General features: G+C 64.0%; 15 protein-coding genes. 11 read left to right on the top strand and 4 right to left on the bottom strand.

What is annotated here, in order from left to right; all coding sequences use genetic code 11:
* Positions 1–57 precede the first annotated feature (57 nt).
* The 7 genes from OX460_RS18795 (at position 58) to kefC (ending at position 11294) form a co-directional block, all read left to right on the top strand.
* A complete protein-coding gene (locus OX460_RS18795) occupies positions 58–1557 on the top strand; it encodes a S41 family peptidase (protein WP_289899556.1) in 1500 nt (499 codons plus the stop codon).
* 163 nt (positions 1558–1720) lie between these two features.
* On the top strand, positions 1721–4432 hold the full coding sequence (locus OX460_RS18790) for a TonB-dependent receptor (RefSeq protein WP_289899555.1): 2712 nt from the start codon (positions 1721–1723) through the stop codon (positions 4430–4432).
* 125 nt (positions 4433–4557) lie between these two features.
* Positions 4558–6378, top strand: a complete 1821-nt coding sequence (locus OX460_RS18785) for a M14 family zinc carboxypeptidase (RefSeq protein WP_289899554.1) — start codon at positions 4558–4560, stop codon at positions 6376–6378.
* A 61-nt stretch (positions 6379–6439) separates the two neighbouring features.
* Positions 6440–7582, top strand: coding sequence for an ankyrin repeat domain-containing protein (locus OX460_RS18780; protein ID WP_289899553.1), 1143 nt, complete (start codon positions 6440–6442; stop codon positions 7580–7582).
* 99 nt (positions 7583–7681) lie between these two features.
* On the top strand, positions 7682–8824 hold the full coding sequence (locus OX460_RS18775; RefSeq protein WP_289899552.1) for a glycosyltransferase: 1143 nt from the start codon (positions 7682–7684) through the stop codon (positions 8822–8824).
* A 10-nt stretch (positions 8825–8834) separates the two neighbouring features.
* Positions 8835–9407, top strand: a complete 573-nt coding sequence (locus OX460_RS18770) for a dual specificity protein phosphatase family protein (protein WP_099665773.1) — start codon at positions 8835–8837, stop codon at positions 9405–9407.
* Between the two features lie 63 nt (positions 9408–9470).
* Positions 9471–11294, top strand: a complete 1824-nt coding sequence (gene kefC, locus OX460_RS18765) for a glutathione-regulated potassium-efflux system protein KefC (RefSeq protein WP_289899551.1) — start codon at positions 9471–9473, stop codon at positions 11292–11294.
* Between the two features lie 19 nt (positions 11295–11313).
* Here kefC and pepF read toward each other — a convergent pair whose 3' ends face one another.
* From pepF to OX460_RS18745, 4 genes are all read right to left on the bottom strand, one after another.
* On the bottom strand, positions 11314–13197 hold the full coding sequence (gene pepF, locus OX460_RS18760; RefSeq protein ID WP_289899550.1) for an oligoendopeptidase F: 1884 nt from the start codon (positions 13195–13197) through the stop codon (positions 11314–11316).
* Between the two features lie 179 nt (positions 13198–13376).
* Positions 13377–14312, bottom strand: a complete 936-nt coding sequence (gene ttcA, locus OX460_RS18755) for a tRNA 2-thiocytidine(32) synthetase TtcA (RefSeq protein ID WP_251349712.1) — start codon at positions 14310–14312, stop codon at positions 13377–13379.
* Between the two features lie 32 nt (positions 14313–14344).
* Positions 14345–14743 (bottom strand): dihydroneopterin aldolase, encoded by a 399-nt coding sequence (locus OX460_RS18750; protein WP_046682033.1) that lies wholly within the window; start codon positions 14741–14743, stop codon positions 14345–14347.
* 53 nt (positions 14744–14796) lie between these two features.
* Positions 14797–15585 (bottom strand): SDR family oxidoreductase, encoded by a 789-nt coding sequence (locus tag OX460_RS18745; protein WP_289899549.1) that lies wholly within the window; start codon positions 15583–15585, stop codon positions 14797–14799.
* Between the two features lie 74 nt (positions 15586–15659).
* On the opposite strand from OX460_RS18745, the gene OX460_RS18740 reads away from it, so the two are divergent.
* From OX460_RS18740 to OX460_RS18725, 4 genes are all read left to right on the top strand, one after another.
* Entirely contained in the window at positions 15660–16811 is a 1152-nt protein-coding gene (locus OX460_RS18740; protein WP_289899548.1) for an SAM-dependent methyltransferase, read from the top strand.
* Positions 16812–16960: 149 nt separating this feature from the next.
* The gene (locus OX460_RS18735) at positions 16961–18052 is read left to right on the top strand and encodes a DnaJ domain-containing protein (protein ID WP_289899547.1); all 1092 of its coding nucleotides are present in this window, start codon (positions 16961–16963) and stop codon (positions 18050–18052) included.
* A 63-nt stretch (positions 18053–18115) separates the two neighbouring features.
* A complete protein-coding gene (locus OX460_RS18730; RefSeq protein WP_099665767.1) occupies positions 18116–19711 on the top strand; it encodes a DUF3369 domain-containing protein in 1596 nt (531 codons plus the stop codon).
* A 133-nt stretch (positions 19712–19844) separates the two neighbouring features.
* The gene (locus OX460_RS18725) at positions 19845–21491 is read left to right on the top strand and encodes a tetratricopeptide repeat-containing response regulator (RefSeq protein ID WP_077398774.1); all 1647 of its coding nucleotides are present in this window, start codon (positions 19845–19847) and stop codon (positions 21489–21491) included.
* The last annotated feature ends 161 nt before the right edge of the window (positions 21492–21652 follow it).

The following is a 21652-nucleotide window of genomic DNA, read 5'->3' as shown; positions in this document are numbered from 1 at the left end:
CGCCTGTTTGTAAAACGTCTTATAATTTTTCGATAATTTCTTTTCGGAAAGTTCGTCATGTCTTCCCTGCGCTTTTCCGCCCTGGCGGTTCCTCTCGTATTGTTGTTGAGTGCCTGCGGTGGAGGTGGCGGCGGCAGCGACAGCGCGCCCGTCGTGCCGCCCGTGACGCCGGCGGGTCCGGCGGCGCTGGTCGCTTCGTCCACGGTCGCGAACCGCTGCGCGGCGCCGCGCGGCGGCAGCAGCATCGACAAGCCGGGCACCTTGCTCGATGAACTGACGTGGGTGCGCAGCTGGATCGATGAAACGTATCTGTGGTACCGCGAAGTGCCGACCACTTACCAGGCGCAAAGCTTCGTCACGCCCGTCGCGTACTTCGATGTGCTGAAAACAACGGCCACGACGGCGTCCGGCAAGCCGAAGGATCAGTTCCATTTCACGTACACGACGGCCGAATGGGAAGCTTCGCTCAATGGCGTGGAACTGGGTTACGGCATGCTGCTGGCGCTGACGCGTACCACGCCGCCGCGCAAGGCGGTGATCTCGATCGTCGAGCCAGGCTCGCCGGCGGCACTGGCGGGCTTGCGGCGCGGTGACGTGCTGCAAACCGTCGATGGCGTCGATTTCGTCAATGTCCCCGACGCGGCCAGCGTGGCTATCCTCAACGCCGGCCTGTTCCCCAAGGCGCAAGGCGCGCACACGCTGGGATTGAGCCGTAACGGCGCGCCCCTGTCGGTGAGCCTGACGGCGGTGGACGTGAGCACCAGCGCCGTGCAGAACGAGCGCATCATCGACACGCCCACGGGCAAGGTGGGCTACCTGACCTTCAACACGCACAACAACGTGGCCGAACGCCAGCTGGTCGAGACCATGGCCCGCTTCCAGGCGGCCGGCATCAGCGACCTGGTGCTCGATGTGCGCTACAACGGCGGCGGTTACCTCGATGTCGCCAGCGAACTCGCTTACATGATCGCCGGTCCGCAAGTCACCACCGGCAAGACCTTCGAGCAGGTGCTCTTCAATGACAAGACGCGGCCGGAAGCGCCCGTGCCATTCCATGCGCAAAGCCAGGGCTTTCCCGCGCAGAATCCCCTGCCCAAGGGCACGCCGCTGCCTTCGCTGGGGCTCAAGCGGGTGACATTGTTGACAACGGGCAACACCTGCTCGGCCAGCGAAGCGATCATCAACGGCTTGCGCGGCGTGGACGTGCAAGTCAACCTGATCGGCGGCACGACGTGTGGCAAGCCCTACGGTTTCTATCCCGCGCCGAATTGCGGCACCACATATTTCGCCGTGCAATTCCAGGGCGTCAACGCCAAGGGTTTTGGCGACTTTGCCGATGGCATGGCGCCGACCTGCGACGTGGCGGACGATTACCAGCATGCGCTAGGCGACGCGGCGGAAGGCATGCTGGCGGCGGCGTTGCGCTACCGCAGCAGCGGCAGCTGCACGCCGGCCATGGGGGCCACCAGGCTGTTGAGTTCGATGGAGAGTCCGGCCGACACGGCCGCGCGCCTGTTGCGGCCGTCCTACAAGGAAATTGCCATCAGGCGCCATTAACGCGCATGTTCCTGCCATAGGCTAACGAGGACGCCTGGCGTTTTCCTGCTCAGAAATCTTTCTATATAACAATTTCGATATATAGAAAGATGAATCCATTCGTTCTGGAATGACTGACATTTTGCTATCTTGCCGCTTTTCTCCCACCTTGAGAAGCGCAACGATGTCGAAACAGTTCAAGTTAACACAGCTCAGCCTTGGCGTACTGGCCATCCTGGGCGGCACCGCATGGCAGGCGCACGCGCAAACGCAAGCGCCCGCAGCGGATCAGCAAGCTGCGGCCACCCCGCCAGCCGTCGTGGTCACCGGTTCGCGCATTCCCCGCGCCAGCCTGGAAGGCCCGTCTTCCGTCACCATCCTGACCGGCGACGAAATCACCAAGCAGGGCTACAAGAACGTCTTCGACGCGCTGACCAGCCAGGTGCAGAACAGCGGCTTTACGCAGGGCGAGGATTACGGCAATACCTTCACGCCGTCGGCCAATACCATCAGCCTGCGCGGCCTGGGCCCGAACCATACCTTGATCCTGCTGAACGGCCGCCGCCTGGCCGACTTCCCCATCGCCTATGACGGCGCCGTCAACTTCACCAACCTGGCGAACATCCCGTCGAGCATTGTCGACCGCATCGAAATCCTCAACGGCGGCGCCTCGGCCATCTATGGCTCGGACGCGATCGCCGGCGTGGTCAACGTGATCCTGAAAAAACAGACGGACGGTTTCGATATCAACGTCAAGCTGGGCGGCACCTCGCGCGGCGGCGCCGGCAACCAGCGCGTGCAGCTGACGGGCGGCGGCAATTTCGACAAGCTGCATACCCTGTTCAGCGTGGAACTGAGCCAGCGCGACCCGCTGTGGAGCATGGACCGCGACTTCATGACCAGCCGCTCCGGCGTGCCGACGACGGTCGCCGCGCGCCGCACCCTGGTAAAAGACAAATATGTCGACCTGGGCGACACCTGCGGCCAGTTCGGCGACATGTTCGGCGGTAGCGTCAGCAAGTACACGGCGGCAAACGGCAGCTATTGCGCTAGCCCGAAAGCCCGCCCCACCTTCTGGACCACGCAGACGAAGAACCAGAGCCAGAACGTGTTCGGCAGCGCCAATTACGAGCTCGATGCCGACACCACCCTGTTTGCCGATGTTCTGATCGGCAAGAACAAGACCGTCAACAATACGCGCGGCCCGTCGTGGGCCTCGGCTTCGCTGAACGGCAATTCCTTCCTGAACCAGAACAGCGGCGCCTACGAAGAGTGGACGCGCTTTATCTCGCCCGAGGAAATCGGCGGCGTGCAGCGCTACAACCGCAGCTGGGACGACTTGGCCACGGCCATCTCGCTCGGTGCCAAGGGCCGCATTCCGGGCAGCGCCTGGCAGTATGAAGCCAATTACAACGCGTCCATCTACAAGAGCGAAGGCCACACGCCGCGCATGTTGTCGAACATCGACAGCTTCTTCCTGGGACCGAAGCTGGGCACGGACGCCAAGGGCGTGGCCATCTACGCAGCCGATCCCGCGCGCCTGTCGCAGCGCCTGACGCCGGCCGAATTCGACAGTATCAGCGGCTACAGCACCAGCCATGACAAGGCCTGGACGAATACCCTGAGCCTGGCCACGAATGGCGACCTGTTCCAGCTGCCCGCCGGCACGGTGAAAATCGCCACGATTGCCGAAGCGAGCAAGCAGGGCTTCAGCAACGAACCCGACGCGCGCATCGACCAGGGCTATTTCAATGTCGCCACCGGTTCGGGCGTCACGGCCGGCACCCGTTCGCGCTATGCGCTGGGTGCGGAGTTGAATGTGCCGCTGCATGAAAAGCTGACCGCTACCGTCGCCGGCCGCTATGACCGCTACAGCTTTGCCGGCCGCAAGGAAGGCAAGTTCACCTACAACGGCGGGCTGGAATTGCGCCCGGCGCCGGAGCTGCTGTTCCGCGCCAACTATGCCACCAGCTTCCGCGCGCCGGACATGAATTACATCTACCAGGCACGCGGCAAAGGCTATTATGCGAGCACCACCGACTATTACCGTTGCGATGCTGCGGGCAAGGCCATCGACGGCTGCGAGTATGCCAATAAATCGCCGGGTGCCGATTACGTGCAGAACGGCAGCCGCGACCTGCAGTCGGAAAAGGGCAAGTCCTTCGGCGTGGGCGCCGTCTGGTCGCCGAGTTCCAATTTCGACGTTTCGGTCGATTACTGGAACATCAAGATTGACGACCTGGTGACGAATCTGGACGCCGACAAGCTGCTGCGCGACGAATCCGATTGCCGCCTCGGCAAGGCCGATATCGGCTCGCCGACCTGTATCGATACCCTGGGCCGTATCGAGCGTTACGCGGCCAATGCCTTGAACAAGGCGGGCGAGATCAAGACCATCACCGTCAATCCGATCAACGCGGCCAAGCAAAGCAGCAGCGGCATCGATGTCAGCCTGAAGTATCTGCTGCGCACGACGGACTATGGCCGCTTCGCCTTCAAGGCCAACTACGCCAAGGTGCTGAGCAAGAAATCGCAGCAATTTGCCGGTGACGAAGAGACCGACGAAACCAAATCGATGACCAACAGGGATTGGCCCGACAAGTTGAACCTGAGCGTCAACTGGGCCGCGGGCGACTGGTCGAATACCTTGCTGGTCAGCCGTTACGGCAAGGTGCCGAATGCCGCCGGCAAGGCTTACTTGACGCCGACGGCGCTGGCCAACATCAGCACCGTCTACCGCATCAACGACCGCGCCACCGTTTCGCTGATCGTCAACAACGTGTTCGACAAGATCAAGCGCGATAGCAGCAACGGCTGGCCGTACTACCTGATCGGCAACTACAGCCCGCAAGGCCGCCAGGGGTGGGTCGAGTTCAACTACCATTTTGGCTCGTAATTCACGCTTGCCGAAGCAAGGCCGGAGCAGCTGACGCTGTTCCGGCTTTTTTATTTTCCGGCGCGTTTTTATCCGACCGCCACTCTATAATTGCCCGCTTGTTCTCTCTCGATGGAGTTTGACCCATGCTACGCCACGCCCTGCTGTCCACCGCCCTGTTGACCGTGTTTGCCGCCAGCGCACACGCCGCTCCCGTCCTGACGACGGTGGCCGAACGCTCGGGCTTTTTGAATACGGGCCGCTACGCGGAAGTGGAAGCTTTGTGTCGCCAGTTCCAGGCGCGCTATCCGAAGCAGGTGCGTTGTATCGAATTTGGCCGCACGCCGGAAAACCGCCCCATGCTGGCGCTGGCCGTGACGAATACGGGCGCCCTGACGCCGGCCGAAGCGGCGCGCCGCAAGCTGCCCGTGCTGCTGGTGCAGGGCGGCATCCATGCGGGCGAAATCGATGGCAAGGATGCGGGCTTCCTGGCCTTGCGCGAAGTCCTGGAGGGCAAGGCGGCGCCCGGCGCGCTGGACAAGCAGGTGCTGCTGTTCGTCCCCGTCTTCAATGTCGATGGCCATGAGCGCTTCGGCCAGTGGAACCGTCCGAACCAGCGCGGTCCCGTGGAAATGGGCTGGCGCAGCACGACGCAAAACTACAATCTGAACCGCGAATACATGAAGGCCGATACGCCCGAGATGCAGCACATGCTGGCGCTGGTGAACGCCTGGGACCCGCTGGCCTACGTCGACCTGCACGTCACCGACGGCGCCCAGTTCGAACCCGATATCTCGATCCAGGTCGAACCCGTGCATGCGGGCGATGCGGCCCTGCGCGTGGCGGGAACGGCGCTGCGCGACGGCGTGCTGGCCGACCTGGCAAAGCAGGGCTCGGACCCGAAACCATACTATATTTCGTTTGCCGAGAACGACAATCCGCAATCGGGTTTTGTCGATTCGGCGCCGAATCCCCGCTTCTCGCATGGCTATTTCCAGCTGCGCAACCGCTTCGGCATGCTGGTGGAAACCCATTCGTGGAAGGATTATCCGACCCGCGTGCGCATCACCCGCAACACCATCGTCTCGCTGCTGTCGCAAGTGGCGCTGCATGGCGCGCAGTGGCGGCAAACGGCGCTCGAGGCGGACGCACGCGCCGCGCAGCTGGCCGGCACCACCCTGCCGCTCACGTATAAAACCACGGAGAAGAGCCGCATGATCGCGTTTCGCGGCTACGCCTACACGCGTACGCCGTCCGAAGTGTCGGGCGCGCTGATGACGCGCTACGATGAAACCACGCCGCAGATCTGGAACGTACCGCTGCGCGACGAGATCGTGCCCGACCTGCAGCAGGCCGCGCCGCAGGCCGGCTATCTGGTGCCCGCCGCGCAGGCGCAGATGGTGGCGGCCAAGCTGCGCCAGCATGGCGTGTCGTACCAGGTACTGGCTGGCGCGCCGGGCAAGCTGCCGGTCGAGACCTTCCGCGCCACGCAGGTGAAATTCGGCGCGCAGTCGTTCGAGGGACGCCAGACGGCGGCCGTGCAGGGCGAGTGGCAGAAAGAGGTGCGCGTGGTCGGTGCGGGCGCGCTGTACGTGCCCGTCAACCAGGCCAAGGCGCGCCTGGTCGTGGCCCTGCTCGAACCGCGCGCGCCCGATTCCCTGCTGGCCTGGGGCAGTTTCAATACGGCCTTCGAGCGTAAGGAGTACATGGAAGAATACGTGGCCGAAGACGTGGCGCGCGCCCAGCTGGCGGCCGACCCGGCGCTGGCGGCGCAGTTCCAGCAGAAGCTGGCCAGCGATCCCGCATTTGCCAAGAGCCCGGCCGCGCGCCTGGAATTCTTCGCCCGCCGCCACGCTTCCTGGGATGAACGCCTGAACCTGTATCCGGTGCTGCGCACGGATGTCGCGCCGGCCGGCCTGGCATTGCCGCCGACGCGCACACCGAAGTTGTCAAATCGCACAGATTAATCGGAAGAAAATGCTATTCTCCGCTCGATGATGGCGCCGCCACCACGAGCAGAGACCATGAATGGGCAACAAGACACTGTATAACCAGCACCGCGAGACGTTTTTTCGCCTCTGCGACGCCGTCGGCGAAAATCAGGTGGAACAGGTGCGCAGCCTGCTCGAGGCCACGCCGCCGCTGTTGACCTTGCGCCGCTACAACATGGATGACGGCGAATCGCTGCTGCATCTGGCCGCGGCCGGCGGTAGCCGCGACGTCTGCGCCCTGCTCGTGTCGCTGGGCCTGGACATCGATCTGCCATTGCCCGGTTACCGCAACCATACGCCGCTGGACGTGGCGGCGGGCCATGGCCATCTGGATACCTGCCGCTGGCTGCTCGGGCATGGCGCTGCCGTCGATGGCTTGCCGGACAAGATACTCTCGCCGCTGGCCAGCGCCTGCGTGGGCGGCCACCAGGACGTGGTGGCATTGCTGCTGCAGTCGGGCGCCAATCCGAACCGCCTGCATACGCGCTGGAACCAGGCGCCGGTCGATATCGCCACCGGCTGGGGTTTTCCCGCGATCGCGCAATTGCTCGCTGCCGCCGGCGGCGTCAGCATACTCGACGTGCCGCAGCAAGCGGCCGCCTCGCCGCAGGAATCGATCCGCACCTTCATGCACAACAGCGCCGGCTGGGTGCTGCCGGCCGTGTTCAGCCCGGACAGCGGCGATGCGTGCTTTTCGCTGGGGATCAGCTGCATCGGCGGCAAGAGCGATTTCAAGCTGTTGTTTACGGTCGGCCTGTTCCAGCAATCCCCGATGACCGAACTGGCCATCTGCCTGCCTGGCCGCTGGCCGCTGACGGTCCACGGCTTCGCGCAGCACAGCCCCTGGCGCTTTCCGGTGGCGCTGCTGGCACGCCTGGGACGGCGCACGCTCGACCAGGCCAGCCTGGCGGCGGGCGAGCTGCTGCGGCGCGACGATCCGCACCTGGCGGATCTGGCCTGGCCGGACGGCGTCGACGCGCTGCTGGCCATCGACAAGCGCTGGAATGCGGAGCCGGAGGAGGACATTGCCGACGATGACAAGGTCACCATCTATCTGCTGGTGCCGGTGAAGTTCACGAAAAAAGGCGCGCCCGACGCCAGCGCCTTGCCGGCCTTGATGGAACGCAAGCTCAACGGCAGCTGGAAAGTGTCGGCCTTGCCCGTCCCCGTCATTGGCTAGCGCGCGCGTGGCCAGATCAAACCGGCCAGCTTGCAGCGATGTTATCCTGCCAATGCATCTTCCGCGTCCGCGCGCAACCTGTTCACGCATCGGTTTTTCATGACACAAAAAATTCTTCTCCTGAGCGTCTCGGCCGGCGCCGGCCACATGCGCGCGGCGCAAGCCATCGAGGCGTATGCGGCGCGCGATGACGGCGGCCCAGCGGCGCTGGCCCTGCATCTCGACGTGATGGATTTCGTCACGCCCGCCTTCCGCAAGCTGTACACGGATTTGTATATCAAGCTGGTCAACAAGGCGCCCGCGCTGTGGGGCTATCTGTATCACGCCACCCACGATGCGCCGCGCGACGGCTCGATGCAGCGCCTGCGCCGCGCCGTCGAGCGCCTCAACACGCGCGCGCTGATGGCGCGGATCGCCGCTTTTCAGCCCGACGCCATCATTTGCACGCATTTCCTGCCGGCCGAATTGCTGTCGCGCGCATTGCGCCAGCAGCAGCTGGTTTGCCCCGTGTGGGTGCAGGTCACGGATTTCGACTTGCACCGCATGTGGGTGCACGAGCAGATGCAGGGCTATTTCGCCGCCACCGACGAAGTGGCGTTTCGCATGCGCCACGAAGGCATCCCCGCCGGGCGCATCCACGTGACGGGCATCCCCATCATGCCCGCATTCGCGCAGGCGCCCGACCGCGTGTCGTGCGCGCAGGCGTTTGGCCTCGACCCGCGGCGCACGACGATCCTGCTGATGGGCGGCGGGGCGGGACTGGGCAGCCTTGAAACGGTCGCCGCGCGCCTGCTGGCGCTGCCGGGTGACTTCCAGCTGATCGTGCTGGCGGGGAAAAACACCGTCGCGCTGGCGGCGCTGCAGGCATTGGCCGGCCAGTATCCGGGCCGCTTGCTGGCGCAAGGCTTTACCAGCGAAGTCGAGCGCCTGATGGCGTGCGCCGACCTGGTGATCACCAAGCCGGGCGGGCTGACCACCTCGGAATGCCTGGCGCTGGGCTTGCCCATGATCGTCAACTCGCCGATTCCCGGGCAGGAAGAGCGCAATGCCGACTATCTGCTGGAGCAGGGCGTGGCCCTGAAGGCATTCGATGCCGTCACCCTGGAATACAGGGTGCGCCTGTTGCTCGAGCATCCCGAGCAGTTGCAATCGATGCGCGCAAAGGCGCTGGCCCTGGGCCGCCCGCGCGCCGCCCAGGACGTGCTTGCGCAGGTGCTGCGCGCCGGCGCCATTCTTCAATAACCAGGAAACCATGATGCTGCATGTCGTACTGTTGACCCTCGCCCTGGGGCTGGCCGCCGCGCCGGCCGGGGCGCAACCATCGCCGCCACGACATCCGGACTGGGCCACGCCGCTGCCGCAGGTGTCGAACCTGCACCAGGTCACGCCCGTCCTGTACCGCAGCGCCAGGCTGGATAGCGCCGACGTGGCCCAGTTGCAGGCGCTGGGTGTGAAGACGGTGATCAGCCTGCGCTCCTTCCACTCCGATACGCAGGTGCTGGAAGGCAGCGGCATCCGCGCCGTCCGCATTCCCATCAATACCTGGGCCATCCGCGACCGCCATGTGATCGACACCATGCGTGCCATCCGCGCCGCCGGACAGCAGGGTCCCGTGCTGCTGCATTGCCTGCACGGCGCCGACCGCACGGGCATGATGGCCGCCATGTACCGCATGCTGTACCAGGGCTGGCCGCGCGAAAAGGCGATCGACGAGCTGAAAAACGGCGGCTACGGCTACCACGCCGTGTGGAAGAATATCGAAAGCTACCTCCAGCGCGTGAATGTCGACGAACTACGCGCACGCATCGATGCACCGCAACCCTGATACCCCGCTGGCGCGCCACTTCAGGCATGATTGCGATTCCAGTCACGTTTTTCCGGAATCCGCATGGAACACCACAGCTTTCTCATCAACATACTGTTTTACCTGGTCGCCGCCATCATCATGGTGCCGCTGGCCAAGCGCCTGGGCATGGGCGCCGTGCTGGGTTACCTGGTGGCCGGCGTCGTCATCGGTCCCTGGGGCCTGGGCCTGATCAAGAATGTCGAGGTGATCCTCAGCTTTTCCGAATTCGGCGTGGTGCTGCTGCTGTTTTTGATCGGCCTGGAGCTGGAGCCGAAGCGCTTGTGGCTGCTGCGCCGTCCCATCTTTGGCTGGGGCGGGGCGCAGGTGGGCGTCGTCAGCGCGGGCTTGTGCGCCGTGGCCATGGCCTTTGGCGTGGACTGGCGCACGGCGCTGGTCGGCGCGCTGGGCCTGTCGCTGTCGTCGACGGCCATCGTGCTGGCCACCCTGGGCGAACGCAAGCTGATGAGCACGCCGGCCGGTTCCGCCGGCTTTTCCATTTTGCTGTTCCAGGATATCGCCGCCATTCCCATGATCGCTCTGGTGCCGCTGTTGGGTGGGCTGGTCACGCACAGCGGCGAACCGGGCTGGCTGCGCGTGGCCAAGCTGGCCGCCGTGCTGGCGGCCTTGGTGATCGGCGGTCGCTTCCTGGTGAATCCCATCCTGCGCTTCATCGCCAGGACGGACTTGCGCGAAATCTTCACGGCCTTTGCCCTGCTGTTGGTGATCGCCATCTGCGTGCTGATGGAATCGGTGGGCCTGTCGATGGCGCTGGGCACCTTCATGGCGGGCGTGTTGCTGGCCGATTCCGAATACCGCCATGAACTCATTTCCGACCTGGAACCGTTCAAGGGACTGCTCCTGGGCCTATTCTTCATTGCCGTGGGCATGTCCGTCGATTTCGGCGTGCTGCGCGCCCAGCCTATGCTGATCCTGGCCCTGGTGGCGGGCCTGCTGGCGGTGAAGATCGCCTTGCTGTACCTGCTGTCGAAGTTTGTCGACATTCCCCGCGGCCAGCAGCTGTTCTTTGCGCTGCTGCTGTCGCAAGGCGGCGAATTCGCCTTCGTCGTGTTTGCCGCCGCCGAGGCCGCGCACGTGTTTGCCCCGGAAACGGCCGCGCTGCTGGTCGTGGTGGTGACCCTGTCGATGGTGGCCACGCCCTTGCTGCTGCTGTTGCACGACAAATTCGTCGCGCCGCGCCTGCAAGGCGAGAAGAAGCGCCGCCCCGACGACCATATCGAGGCGCAGGACAATCCCATCGTCATCGCCGGTTTCGGCCGCTTCGGCCAGATCATCGGCCGCCTGCTGGCAGCCAACAAGATCGGCGTGACGGTGCTCGATCACGACCCGGACCAGATCGACCTGCTGCGCAAGTTCGGCTTCAAGGTGTTTTATGGCGACGCCACGCGCGTGGACCTGCTGGTGGCGGCCGGTATCGAGAAGGCCAGGGCGCTGGTGATCGCCATCGACAATGTGGACGACAGCCTGGCGCTGGTCGACGCCGTGCGCCTGCGCCTGCCGGAACTGACGATTCTGGCGCGCGCGCGCAACGTCACGCATTACTATGAATTGATGAAGCGGGGCGTGACGCTGATCGAACGCGAAACGTTCGCCGCGGCGCTGCTGCTGGGCGAGCAGACCTTGCAGCAGGTGGGTTTCAGCCCGGAGCGGGCGCAGCGCGCGGCCGGCATCTTTGGCCGGCATAACCTGAAAACCTTGCTGGAAGTGGCGCCGCACTTCCAGGACCAGCAAAAAGTCATGTCGCTCACGCGCCAGGCGCGCGAGGAACTGGAAGACATGTTCGAGAGCGATGCTGCGGCGTTCGCGGCGGCGGAAGCGGACAAGCCCGAATCAGAGCAATTGGCCTGATTCGGGCCTGCGTGGGCGCTTATTTCCCCCGGCGGCTTTCGATCGCCTCGATCTGGTCCATGATGCCGTTCATGCGCGCTGCCAGCGCCTGGTACGGTTTCGGCGAGGCCAGGTCGACGCCGGCCGCCTTCACCAGCTCATACGGATACGCGGAACCGCCGGAGCTGAGCATCTTCAGGTAGGCGGTCAGCGCGCCCGGTTCCTTGTCGAGGATGCGCTGCGCGAAATCCTGCGCCGCGGCGATCGAGGTGGCGTACTGGAACACATAGAAGCCGTGATAAAAATGCGGCACGTAGGCCCATTCAAGCGCGTAGGCGGGATCGATGGTCATGACGCCTTGCGCCTCGCCATGGTAGCGCTTGAGGATGCCGGCATAGATGGCCGTGATCTCTTCGCCCGTCAGCGATTCTCCCTTATCCACCTTGCCGTGGATGGCCGCTTCGAATTCGGCGAACATGGCCTGGCGGAAGTAGGTGCCGCGCAGGTTTTCCAGCGCCGCGCCCAGGTACAGCAGGCGCTCGTCATCGTCCTTGGCCTGCTTCAGGCGCGCGTCGAGCAGCAGCGCCTCGTTCGTCGTCGAGGCGATTTCCGCGACAAAGATGCTGTACGGCGCATAGACCGATGGCTGTGCCTTGTTGGCCAGCACCGAGTGCATGGCGTGGCCCCATTCGTGCGTCAGGGTGCTGACGGCTTCGTAATTGTCCGTGTAGTTGAGCAGCACGAACGGGTGCACGTCGTACGCGTCGCCATTCATGTAGGCGCCCGCCACCTTGCGCGGGCGCGGGTACACGTCCATCCAGCGCGCGTCCACGGCGGCGGTGAGGGCCTTGACGTAGTCGTGGCCCAGCGGCGCGACGGAATCGAGCATCATCTGCTTGCCGTCGGCCAGCGGGAAGCTGCGCTCGCTTTTCAGCAGCGGCGCATAGATGTCGTAATACGCGAGGTCCTTGACGCCCAGCATGCGCGCGCGCAGCTTGAAATAGCGGTGCAAGGTGGGCAGATTGGCGTTGGTTTGCGCGATCAGGGTCTGGTAGACGGCGGGCGGCAGATGGTCGGCGTCGAGCGCCGCGCTTTGCGAATCGGCATAGCGGCGCACTTTCGCATACGCGGCGTCCGTCTTCAGCTGGCCGTACAGGGTTTCGCCGAACGTGCGTTCATATTCCTTCCACTTGCCGAAGAAGGCGTCGAACACCAGCTTGCGGTCGGCGCGCTGGTCGTCACCGCGGTATTTCGTGTACGCCGCCTGGTCGAGACGTATTTCCTTGCCGTCCGACAGTTTCACGGTGGGCCACGGGATTTCCGCATTGGCCAGGGTGCGGTAGACGCTGGCGGCCGAGCTTGTTGCGAGGCCGAACTGCGCCACCAGCTGTTCGCCAGCCGCGTCGAGCGTGTGCGGCGCGCTGCGCAGCATGTTGCTCAATTGAAAACGGTATAGTTGCAAACCCTTGTCTTTCGCCAGCATGGCATCGATGCGCTTGCCGCCCAGGGCGAGGATTTCCGGCTGCAGGAAGGTCGTCGCCTGGGAGAAGTCGTTGCCCAGCAGGGCGGCGCGCTGGTTCAGCTGGTTGCCTTTGCTGTCGCCCGTATCCTGGTCGTAATATTGCGCCGCATAGGTGGTGAGCGTGTTGACGCGCTTGCGCGCCTCGGCGTACAGGTCCAGGCAGCTTTTCAGGCGGGCCGGCGACGCTTTCAACTGCCCCTTGCAGGCGCCCAGTTGCTGCAGCTGCGCCGACAGCTTTTTCGCGTCGGCGTCGAAGGCGGCGTCGTCTTGATACAGCGCCGTCAGGTCCCAGCGGTCGGCTTGCCGGTCGCCTGGCGTGGGGACGGGCGCAGCGAAGGCGGTGGAGAGGCCGAGAGCGAGCAGGGAAAACAGCAGGGGGCGCTTGAGCGCGGATGGCGTCATGGTTCATTCCAGTGAGGTTGTCGGAAGAATGCGTGCTGACCGCCGTGCAGGGATGCGCGCGTGACGCACCGCGTACCGGCAGAGCTGACTACGGTACCTCAAATGGACGCGGGGGGAAAGAGGCGGAGGGAAGATACCGCGCGCCACCTGGACGGTGGCGGCGGAACAACAGGAGGTTTTTACAGCGGTTGCAGCGCGATGGTGCCGAACGTGGTCGGCGTCGAGCACGGCTCTTCGTCGAAGGCGATGTCGCCCATGGGGTTGGCCACGCCGTCCGCCTTCAAATCCTTGAAACCGAACAGTTTCGGGTCCATCAGGTGGGACGGCGCCACGTTCGACAGGGCCGAGAAGATGCTTTCCACGCGGCCGGGGAATTTCTTGTCCCATTCGCGCATCAAGCCCTTGATCTGCTTGCGCTGCAGGTTTTCCTGCGAACCGCACAGGTCGCATGGAATGATGGGGAAGCCCTTGACTTCCGCATAGCGCTGCGTGTCTTCTTCCTTCACGTAAGCCATCGGGCGGATGACGATGTGCTTGCCGTCGTCCGACTGCAGCTTGGCCGGCATGCCTTTCAATTTGCCACCGAAGAACATATTCAGGAAGAATGTTTCCAGAATATCATCGCGGTGGTGGCCCAGGGCGATCTTGTTGGCGCCCAGCTCGTCGGCCACGCGGTACAGGATGCCGCGGCGCAGGCGCGAGCACAGCGAGCAGGTCGTCTTGCCTTCCGGAATCAGGCGCTTGACGATGCTGTAGGTATCCTGGTTTTCGATGTGGAAGGCGACGCCCAGTTCCGTCAGGTAGGCGGGCAGGATTTCCGGCGGGAAGTTCGGCTGCTTCTGGTCCAGGTTGACGGCGACGATATCGAAGTGAATCGGCGCGCGTTCGCGCAAGGTCATCAGGATGTCCAGCAGCGCATAGCTATCCTTGCCGCCGGACAGGCAGACCATCACCTTGTCGCCGTCTTCGATCATGTTGAAGTCACCGATGGCTTGTCCCACCAGGCGGCACAAGCGCTTGTGCAGCTTGTTGTTTTCCAGGGCGATCTTTTCCGCCTTCTTGCGCGCCAGTTTCTGCGCTTCCACATTGGCCGGCACTTCCACGGCGGCCGTCATCGTTTCCAGTACGGCGGTGTCATTCATGTTGTTCATGCTTCATCCTTGATCTTGAATACTTCCACGCCCACGCCTTCGCAGTCGGGATACACATCCGGTTTCATGCTCGATACGCGCGCGGCGCGCACGCGCGGGTGGGCCAGCATGGCGGCCAGCACGTCGTCGACCAGGCTTTCCTGCAGCTGCACGTGGCCTTGCGCCATGCGTTTGGCGATGGTTTCGCGCATGAAGTCATAGTCGACCACTTCTTCCAGCTGGTCATCCTTCGGCGTCGACAGGGCCAGGGGGATGTACAGGTCGACGTTGATGAGGACGCGCTGCTCGCCCTTTTTTTCGAAGTCGTAGACGCCGATGTTGATGAGGACTTCGTAATTGCGCAGGAACAGGCGGCGGCAATCGGCCAGGCGAGGGTGGGACAGGGCGGACGACATAGTTTTACCTTTTAAGGAATGCTGGAGTGCTGGTTGTTTGGTAGGGCTGCTGATTATTTGGTCAAAAACATGACGTCGCGCGGCAAGCCGATCAAATGCTGGCCGCCATCGACCAGCAGGGTCGTGCCCGTCAGCGCGCGCGCGCCGGCCACGTAGCAGACGCTGTCGGCCACATCCTCGGGCGTGCTGGAACGTCCCAGCGGCGTGTTTTCATGCGCCTTGGCAAAGTTCGCTTCCGTCTGCTCGCCGGAGACCATGGTGATGCCGGGGGCAATGCCCACCACGCGCACTTTCGGCGCCAGCGCCTGGGCCAGCATGGTGGTCGCCGACAGCAGCGCCGCCTTGGACAGGGTGTACGACAAAAAATCAGGATTGAGATTGTACAGTTTTTGGTCCAGCAAGTTGATGACCACGGCTTGCCCGCCTGCCGGGGTGGCCTGGTACAGGGCTTGCGCCAGCAGGATGGGGGCGGCCAGGTTGGCGTGCATGTGGGCGTCGAGCGCGGCGACGGAAAAATCGCCCGCATTGTCGTATGCAAACAACGATGCGTTGTTGACGACGCACGTCACGGGGCCCAGCGCCGCCTGTGCCTGCGGCAACAGCTGGCGTACGGCCGCTTCCTGCGCCAGGTCGCAGTGGAACGCTTGCGCGCGGCGGCCCAGCGCGGTGATTTCCGCGACCAGACTGAGCGCTTCGTCGCGCGAATCGCGGTAATGGACGGCGATATCCCAGCCGTCGCGCGCCAGGCCCAGCGCGATGGCGCGGCCGATGCGCCGCGCGGCGCCCGTGACGAGGGCGGCGCGGGGTGTGCTGTCGATTGGCGTTGTCGTTGCTTCTGTCATGTCTTTGCTATGGTTGAGATATTCGGTGGACGCCACACTGGCGGCATGCGCCGCCGATTCGCTACAATGCGGGAATGTCTCTTCCCGCACCCGATAGCGACGCGCTGGCCGCGTCCCATGCCTTGCAGCACCAGATTGCCGCCGAAATCGCGCGCAATGACGGCGCCATTCCCTTTGTCCGCTTCATGGAGCTGGCGCTGTATGCGCCTGACCTCGGCTATTACAGCGGCGGCGCCGCCAAGCTGGGCAAAGATGGCGATTTTACAACCGCGCCGGAGATTTCGCCCCTGTTCGGCGCCACCCTGGCCCATGTGGCAGCCGCTATTATGGCGCAAACGGCCCCGCGCATCCTCGAATTCGGCGCCGGCACGGGCAAGCTGGCCTGCGATATCCTGACGGAAGCGGCGAATGCCGGCATCCATGTCGAACAGTATGCGATCGTCGAATTGTCCGGCGAATTGCGCGCGCGCCAGGAGCTGGCGCTGGCAGCCTTCCCGCAAGTGGTGTGGCTCGACGGATTTCCCGACAGTTTCGAGGGCGCCGTGTTCGGCAATGAAGTGCTGGACGCCATGCCCGTCAACCTGATCAGCAAGACGCCCGCCGGTTGGTGCGAACTCGACGTCAGCATCGCCGACGGCCAGTTCGTGTTTGCCGAACGGCCCGCTGGCGCCGACGTGGCTGCGCAGATCGCCGCCCAGGTGCCCGAGGCGGACGCCTTGCCGGTCGGCTATGTCACGGAAATTCATGGCGTCGCCTGCGGTTTCATGCGCTCGCTGGCGCGCATGCTGACCAATGGCAAGGGCGGCGCGGCCGTGCTGTTCGACTATGGTTTCCCTGCGCATGAGTATTACCTGGACTTGCGCGCCACGGGCACTCTGATGTGCCATTACCGCCATCACGCCCACGCGGAACCGTTTTATCTGCCCGGCTTGCAGGACATCACGGCCCACGTGGATTTTACGGCGATGGCGGTGGCGGCGCAGGAGGCGGGCCTCGATGTGCTCGCCTACATGAACCAGGCGTCCTTCCTGCTGGGCGCGGGTCTCGGCGACTTGCTGCTGCGCACCGATCCGGAGCAGGTCAAGACCTATTTGCCGCAGGCGAGCGCCGTGCAAAAACTGGTGTCGCCCGCCGAGATGGGGGAATTGTTCAAGGTGCTGGTAGTGGGGCACCGCGTGGAGTTGCCGGAAGCGCTGTTGTCCAGCGACCGCAGTCACCGCTTGTAAGCGCCTGCAATATCAAGGCAGGGCAGTATCGCCCTGCAATTTCCTGTCCGCCGGTGGTTATTATCTTGTCATATCGTATATGATGACCGACACAGCACGGTTCCATCCTGCAAGAACCCGTCGCCGCGCACCGATTTCAAGATAGAACGATGGGAAAGATACATACACACTATGACAACCTGAAGGTGGCGCGCCTGGCGCCGCAGGAAGTCATACGTGCCGCGTACAAAGCCCTCAGCCAGAAATACCACCCGGACAAGAATCCCGGCGACGAAAAGGCCGCCCGCATCATGGCGATCCTCAACAGCGCCTATGGCACCTTGTCCGATCCACAACGCCGCAAGGAACACGACGAGTGGATCGCCGCCGAGGAATGGGAAATCGAATGGCTGGAAAGCACCCACCAGGAAGAAGGCAAGAGCCGCGATGCCCGCGCGAAAGGCCATGCCCAGCCGCATGAACACGCCTGGGCGCAGGATGTGCCGCCGCCGAAGGGCAAGCCGCGGCGCGGCCTGCAACCCGTCTGGCGCAACTGGCGCTGGTGGCTGAGTTTGTTTATCTGCCTGTTGCTGGGCTGGCTGGGCGCCTTGCTGATGCTCGACACGTCGCAGCCCGTGCCTGCCGCGCTGGCGTCGGCCTGGAGCGGCCTGGCCCGCGACGGCGCCAAGCCCCATGCGGAAGCGGCCACGCCGGCGGCCGGTGCCGCGTCGTCGTCGAAAGGCGAGGCGGTGGCAGTCGACAGCTGGGCCGTGGGCAAGCCGTATGCGCCCGAGCCGCCGCAAGCGAAGACGCCGGAGATCCGCGTGCTGGCCGTGTCCCAGCTGAGCCTGAAAGGTATCCAGCCCGCCTGCGATGGGGCTGGCAAGGCCGAGTCCCCATCGCTGGTGGCGCCGAATGGCGAACCCTGGCCGACCCATTCCGGCTATGTCGATGGATTCCCGATCGGTAACAAGGGCGATGAGCTGGCCGTGAGCATCGACAACAGCGGCAATGCGGCGCCCGTGTTCGTCAAGCTGTTTGACACGGAGCGGCGCTCGAACGTGCGCTACCTGTACATCCTCGCGTACGACAAGCTGCTGGTGGAGCAGCTCAGCGCGGGCAAGTATGAAGTGCGCTACCAGGCCGTCGGGCCGGGCCAGGATAGTTGTGGCGGCGCCACGCGCAGCGGTGCCTCGGCGCCGGCGTCGTCGCCGTCCGCCAGCGAAGGCGGTACGCAGAATCCTGTTGTAAGCAGCATCTAATCTGATTATGCTTGATATGCGTCAACGCAGCGTCCACATCGAACTTATCCATTAGGAGTATTCATGACCGACCTCAAGGCCGATGCAGATGATAACTGGCTGCTCGACGAAGATGAGCCGGTGGCCAGTCCTGCCGGGCTGGCCGCGCCCGACCAGCGCCTGTGGCGTGTCCTGATCGTCGATGATGACGTCGACGTGCATGCGGTCACGCGGCTGGCGCTGCGCAATGTCAGTTTCAAGGGCCGCGAACTGGAACTGTTTTCCGCCTACAGCGGCCGCGAGGCGTACGACATCCTGCGCGACACGCCCGATATCGCGCTGGTGCTGCTCGATGTGGTGATGGAAACGGACGATGCGGGACTGATCCTGGCCAAGCGCATCCGCGCCGACCTGAACAACTCCATCGTGCGCGTCGTGCTGCGCACGGGCCAGCCGGGCCAGGCGCCCGAGCAGCGCGTCATCATCGAATACGACATCAACGATTACAAGGCCAAGACGGAACTGACGACGCAAAAGTTGTTTACCACCGTCATCTCGGCCCTGCGCGCCTACGAGAGCCTGATGATGCTCGAACGCAGCCGCATCGGTCTGGGCAAGATCCTCGCCGGCGCCACCAATCTGTATCAGATCCATTCCCTGCGCGAATTCGCTTCCGGCGTGCTGAACCAGGTCAGCGCCATCCTCGACGTGGGCGCCGACGGCGTGCTGTGCCTGATGCAAGGCGGCGCCGGACGGCCCGAGGTGGTGGCCGCCACGGGCACGTATGCCGTGCTGGCCGAGTCCGAAGCGATGCCGGCCGACCATGCCCTCACGTCCACCATCGACAAGGCATTCGCGGAAAAGCGCAGCCAGTTCGAGCATCCGGCCAATGTGCTGTTCATCCATACGGAAGGCAACCGCGAGCTGGCCATCTCCGTCACGCCGCCGTGGCCGCTGGCGCAGATCCAGCGCGACTTGCTGGAAGTATTTTGCCAGCGTATCGCCGCCGCCTTCGACAACCTGTACATGTTCGGCCAGCTGCGCAAGGCGCAGGAAGCGACCGTGGTGGCGCTGGCCGACCTGGCCGAGTTCCGCGACAGCGACACGGGCGGCCACGTGCGGCGGGTGCAGTTGTTGTCCGACGCCATCGCCCGGCGCATGCAGCAACGCGGCGTGTATGCCGACGAGCTGACCCCGCAGTTGCTCGACATGATAGGCCTGGCCAGCATCCTGCACGACGTGGGCAAGGTGGCCACGCCGGACGCCGTGCTGCTCAAGCCCGGCAAGCATACGGACGAGGAGCGGGCGCAGATGCAGCTGCACGCCAGCGTCGGACGCACCATCCTCGAGCGGGCCGCCAACATGGTCGACGGCGTCAGCTATCTCACGTATGGCGCGCAGATCGCCGGCGGCCACCACGAACACTTCGATGGCGCCGGTTATCCGAATGGCTTGAAAGGGCGCAACATTCCCGTGGCCGCGCGCATCGTTGCCGTGGTCGACGTCTTCGATGCCTTGCTGCACGAGCGGCCCTACAAGGAGCCGTGGCCGTATCCGCAGGTGCGCGAATACATCGAGCAGCGCAGCGGCAGCCAGTTCGATCCGGAAGTGGTGACGGCGCTGCTGGAACTGATCGACCATGAGCCGCAACTGTGGCATCCGGAGCGCGCCGTCGCTTGAGCAGCAACGTCGTCGGCATTTTTCGGCACGCCGCCATTCCCTTGCGCGCGGCGCCGTCATATACTCGGCAGCCTCATGCTGGCTGGCGCCACGCACCAGTGTGGCGCGCCGCGGAGTTTTCGGACATCACGACATGAAAGAACTCAAGGGCCTTAGCGCACTGATCATCGAGCCGCATCCGGGCATGCGCGCCAGCCTGCACAATATGCTCAACCTGTGCGGCCTGGCGAAGATCGATGACGCGGCCAGCTCGGGCCAGGCGATTCGCATGCTGGGCAGCAAATCGTATGATTTGATCCTGTGCGAATACGATCTCGATGGCGGGCAGGATGGCCAGCAGATGCTGGAAGACTTGCGCCACCACAAATTGATGCACGCGTCGACCATGTTTTTCATGGTCACGGGCGAAGGCAGCTTCGCCAAGGTGGTCAGCGCCGTCGAGCTGTTGCCCACCGATTACATCCTCAAGCCCTTCACCGCTGACAACATGCTGGAACGCATCGGCCGCGCGCTGGACAAGCGCAATGCCTTCGTGCCCGTGTACGAGTTGATCGACGTGGGCAATGAGCGCGCGGCGATTGCCGCCTGCGCGGAGGGCGCCAGCCTGTATCCCCGCTACGCCACCGATTTTCTGCGCTTGCGCGCGGAATTGCATTTGCTGCTGGGCGAAGCGGCCGACGCCGAGCCGATCTACGCGGGCCTGTATGCAGCCAAGTCCATCGGCTGGGCGCGCCTGGGGCAGGCCAAGACGCAGTTCCTGCTGGGCGAGTACGAAGCGGCGCAAGGCACCCTGGAGGGATTGCTGGAAAACAACAAGCGTTTTCTCGACGCATATGACTGGCTGGCGCGCACGCATCTGGCCCAAGGCAAGCCGGAACTGGCGCAGGCCGCCCTGAGCGAAGCGGTGGCCCTGTCGCCGCACGCCGTGCGCCGCTTGCGCCGCTTGGGCGAGGCGGCCCTGGCTGCCGACGATATCGAGATGGCGGAAAAATCCCTGAAGTTGGTCGTCAGCAAGGCCAAGTATTCGGAATTCCGCGATCCGGAAGACCATGTGCGCCTGGTGCAGACCCTGGTGCGCAAGGGCGACCCGCTGCAGGTGGGCGCCGTGATCCGCGACCTCGACAAGTCGATGGGCGGGCAAAAGAATGCAGAGCTGTGCAGTGCGCTGTGCAGCGCCATGCTGCATGCGCATACGGGCAACGAGGAGCGCCTGCAGCAATCGCTCGACGCGGCGCTGGCCGCCAACCGCCACAGCGTGGGCGGCTCGAACATGCTGAAAACCGAACTGGCGCGCCACTGCCTGGCGCATGGGCGCGAAGACGGCGCCGCCGAGGTGATGCGTGAAGTCATGCGCAATGCGCCCGACAGCGCCGCCATGACGCGCGCCATGGCCGTGTTCGAACATGCTGGGCGCGAAGAGCTAGCCAAGGCGCTGGCGCGGCAAAGCCGCCAGGAAGTGGCCGACATGGTGGCGGCCGGCGCCGCCAGGGCGGGAGAGGGCGATTTCCGCGGCGCCGTCGATTTGATGGGCGAAGCCGTCACGCGCCTGCCCGATAATCCGCAAGTGGTGTTCAATGCGGCCGTGGCCGTGCTGAAGTGCCTGGAACACGAAGGCTGGGATGAGCGCATGGGGCAGCAGGCGCTGACGTTTATCGCCGGCGTGCGCCGCCTGGACCCGCGCAACCCCAAATTGCCCGTGCTGTCGGGCTTGCATCAGCAGTTGTTGCGTAAATATAAGCCTCTCGGCAACTCCTGGATGCATCCGCCTGACGCCCGGTAAAAGGGGAAAATGACGGGAAAATGCGGTTTCCCGGCAGGGGGGATAAAAAAAATCCAAAAAAAGCAGACTTTTTCGCGCCAACCCTTGCACATTCTCAAATCGGGAGCTTATAATCACGCCCCGAAGCAGCCAACTTCTTCTTTATAAGCAAATGCAGCAGT

Origin of the sequence: Janthinobacterium sp. SUN033, from assembly GCF_030397595.1 — a bacterium.
Lineage (GTDB): Bacteria > Pseudomonadota > Gammaproteobacteria > Burkholderiales > Burkholderiaceae_D > Janthinobacterium > Janthinobacterium kumbetense.
Note: the sequence above shows the minus strand (reverse complement) of the source record. Positions and strands in the feature narration are given on the sequence as shown.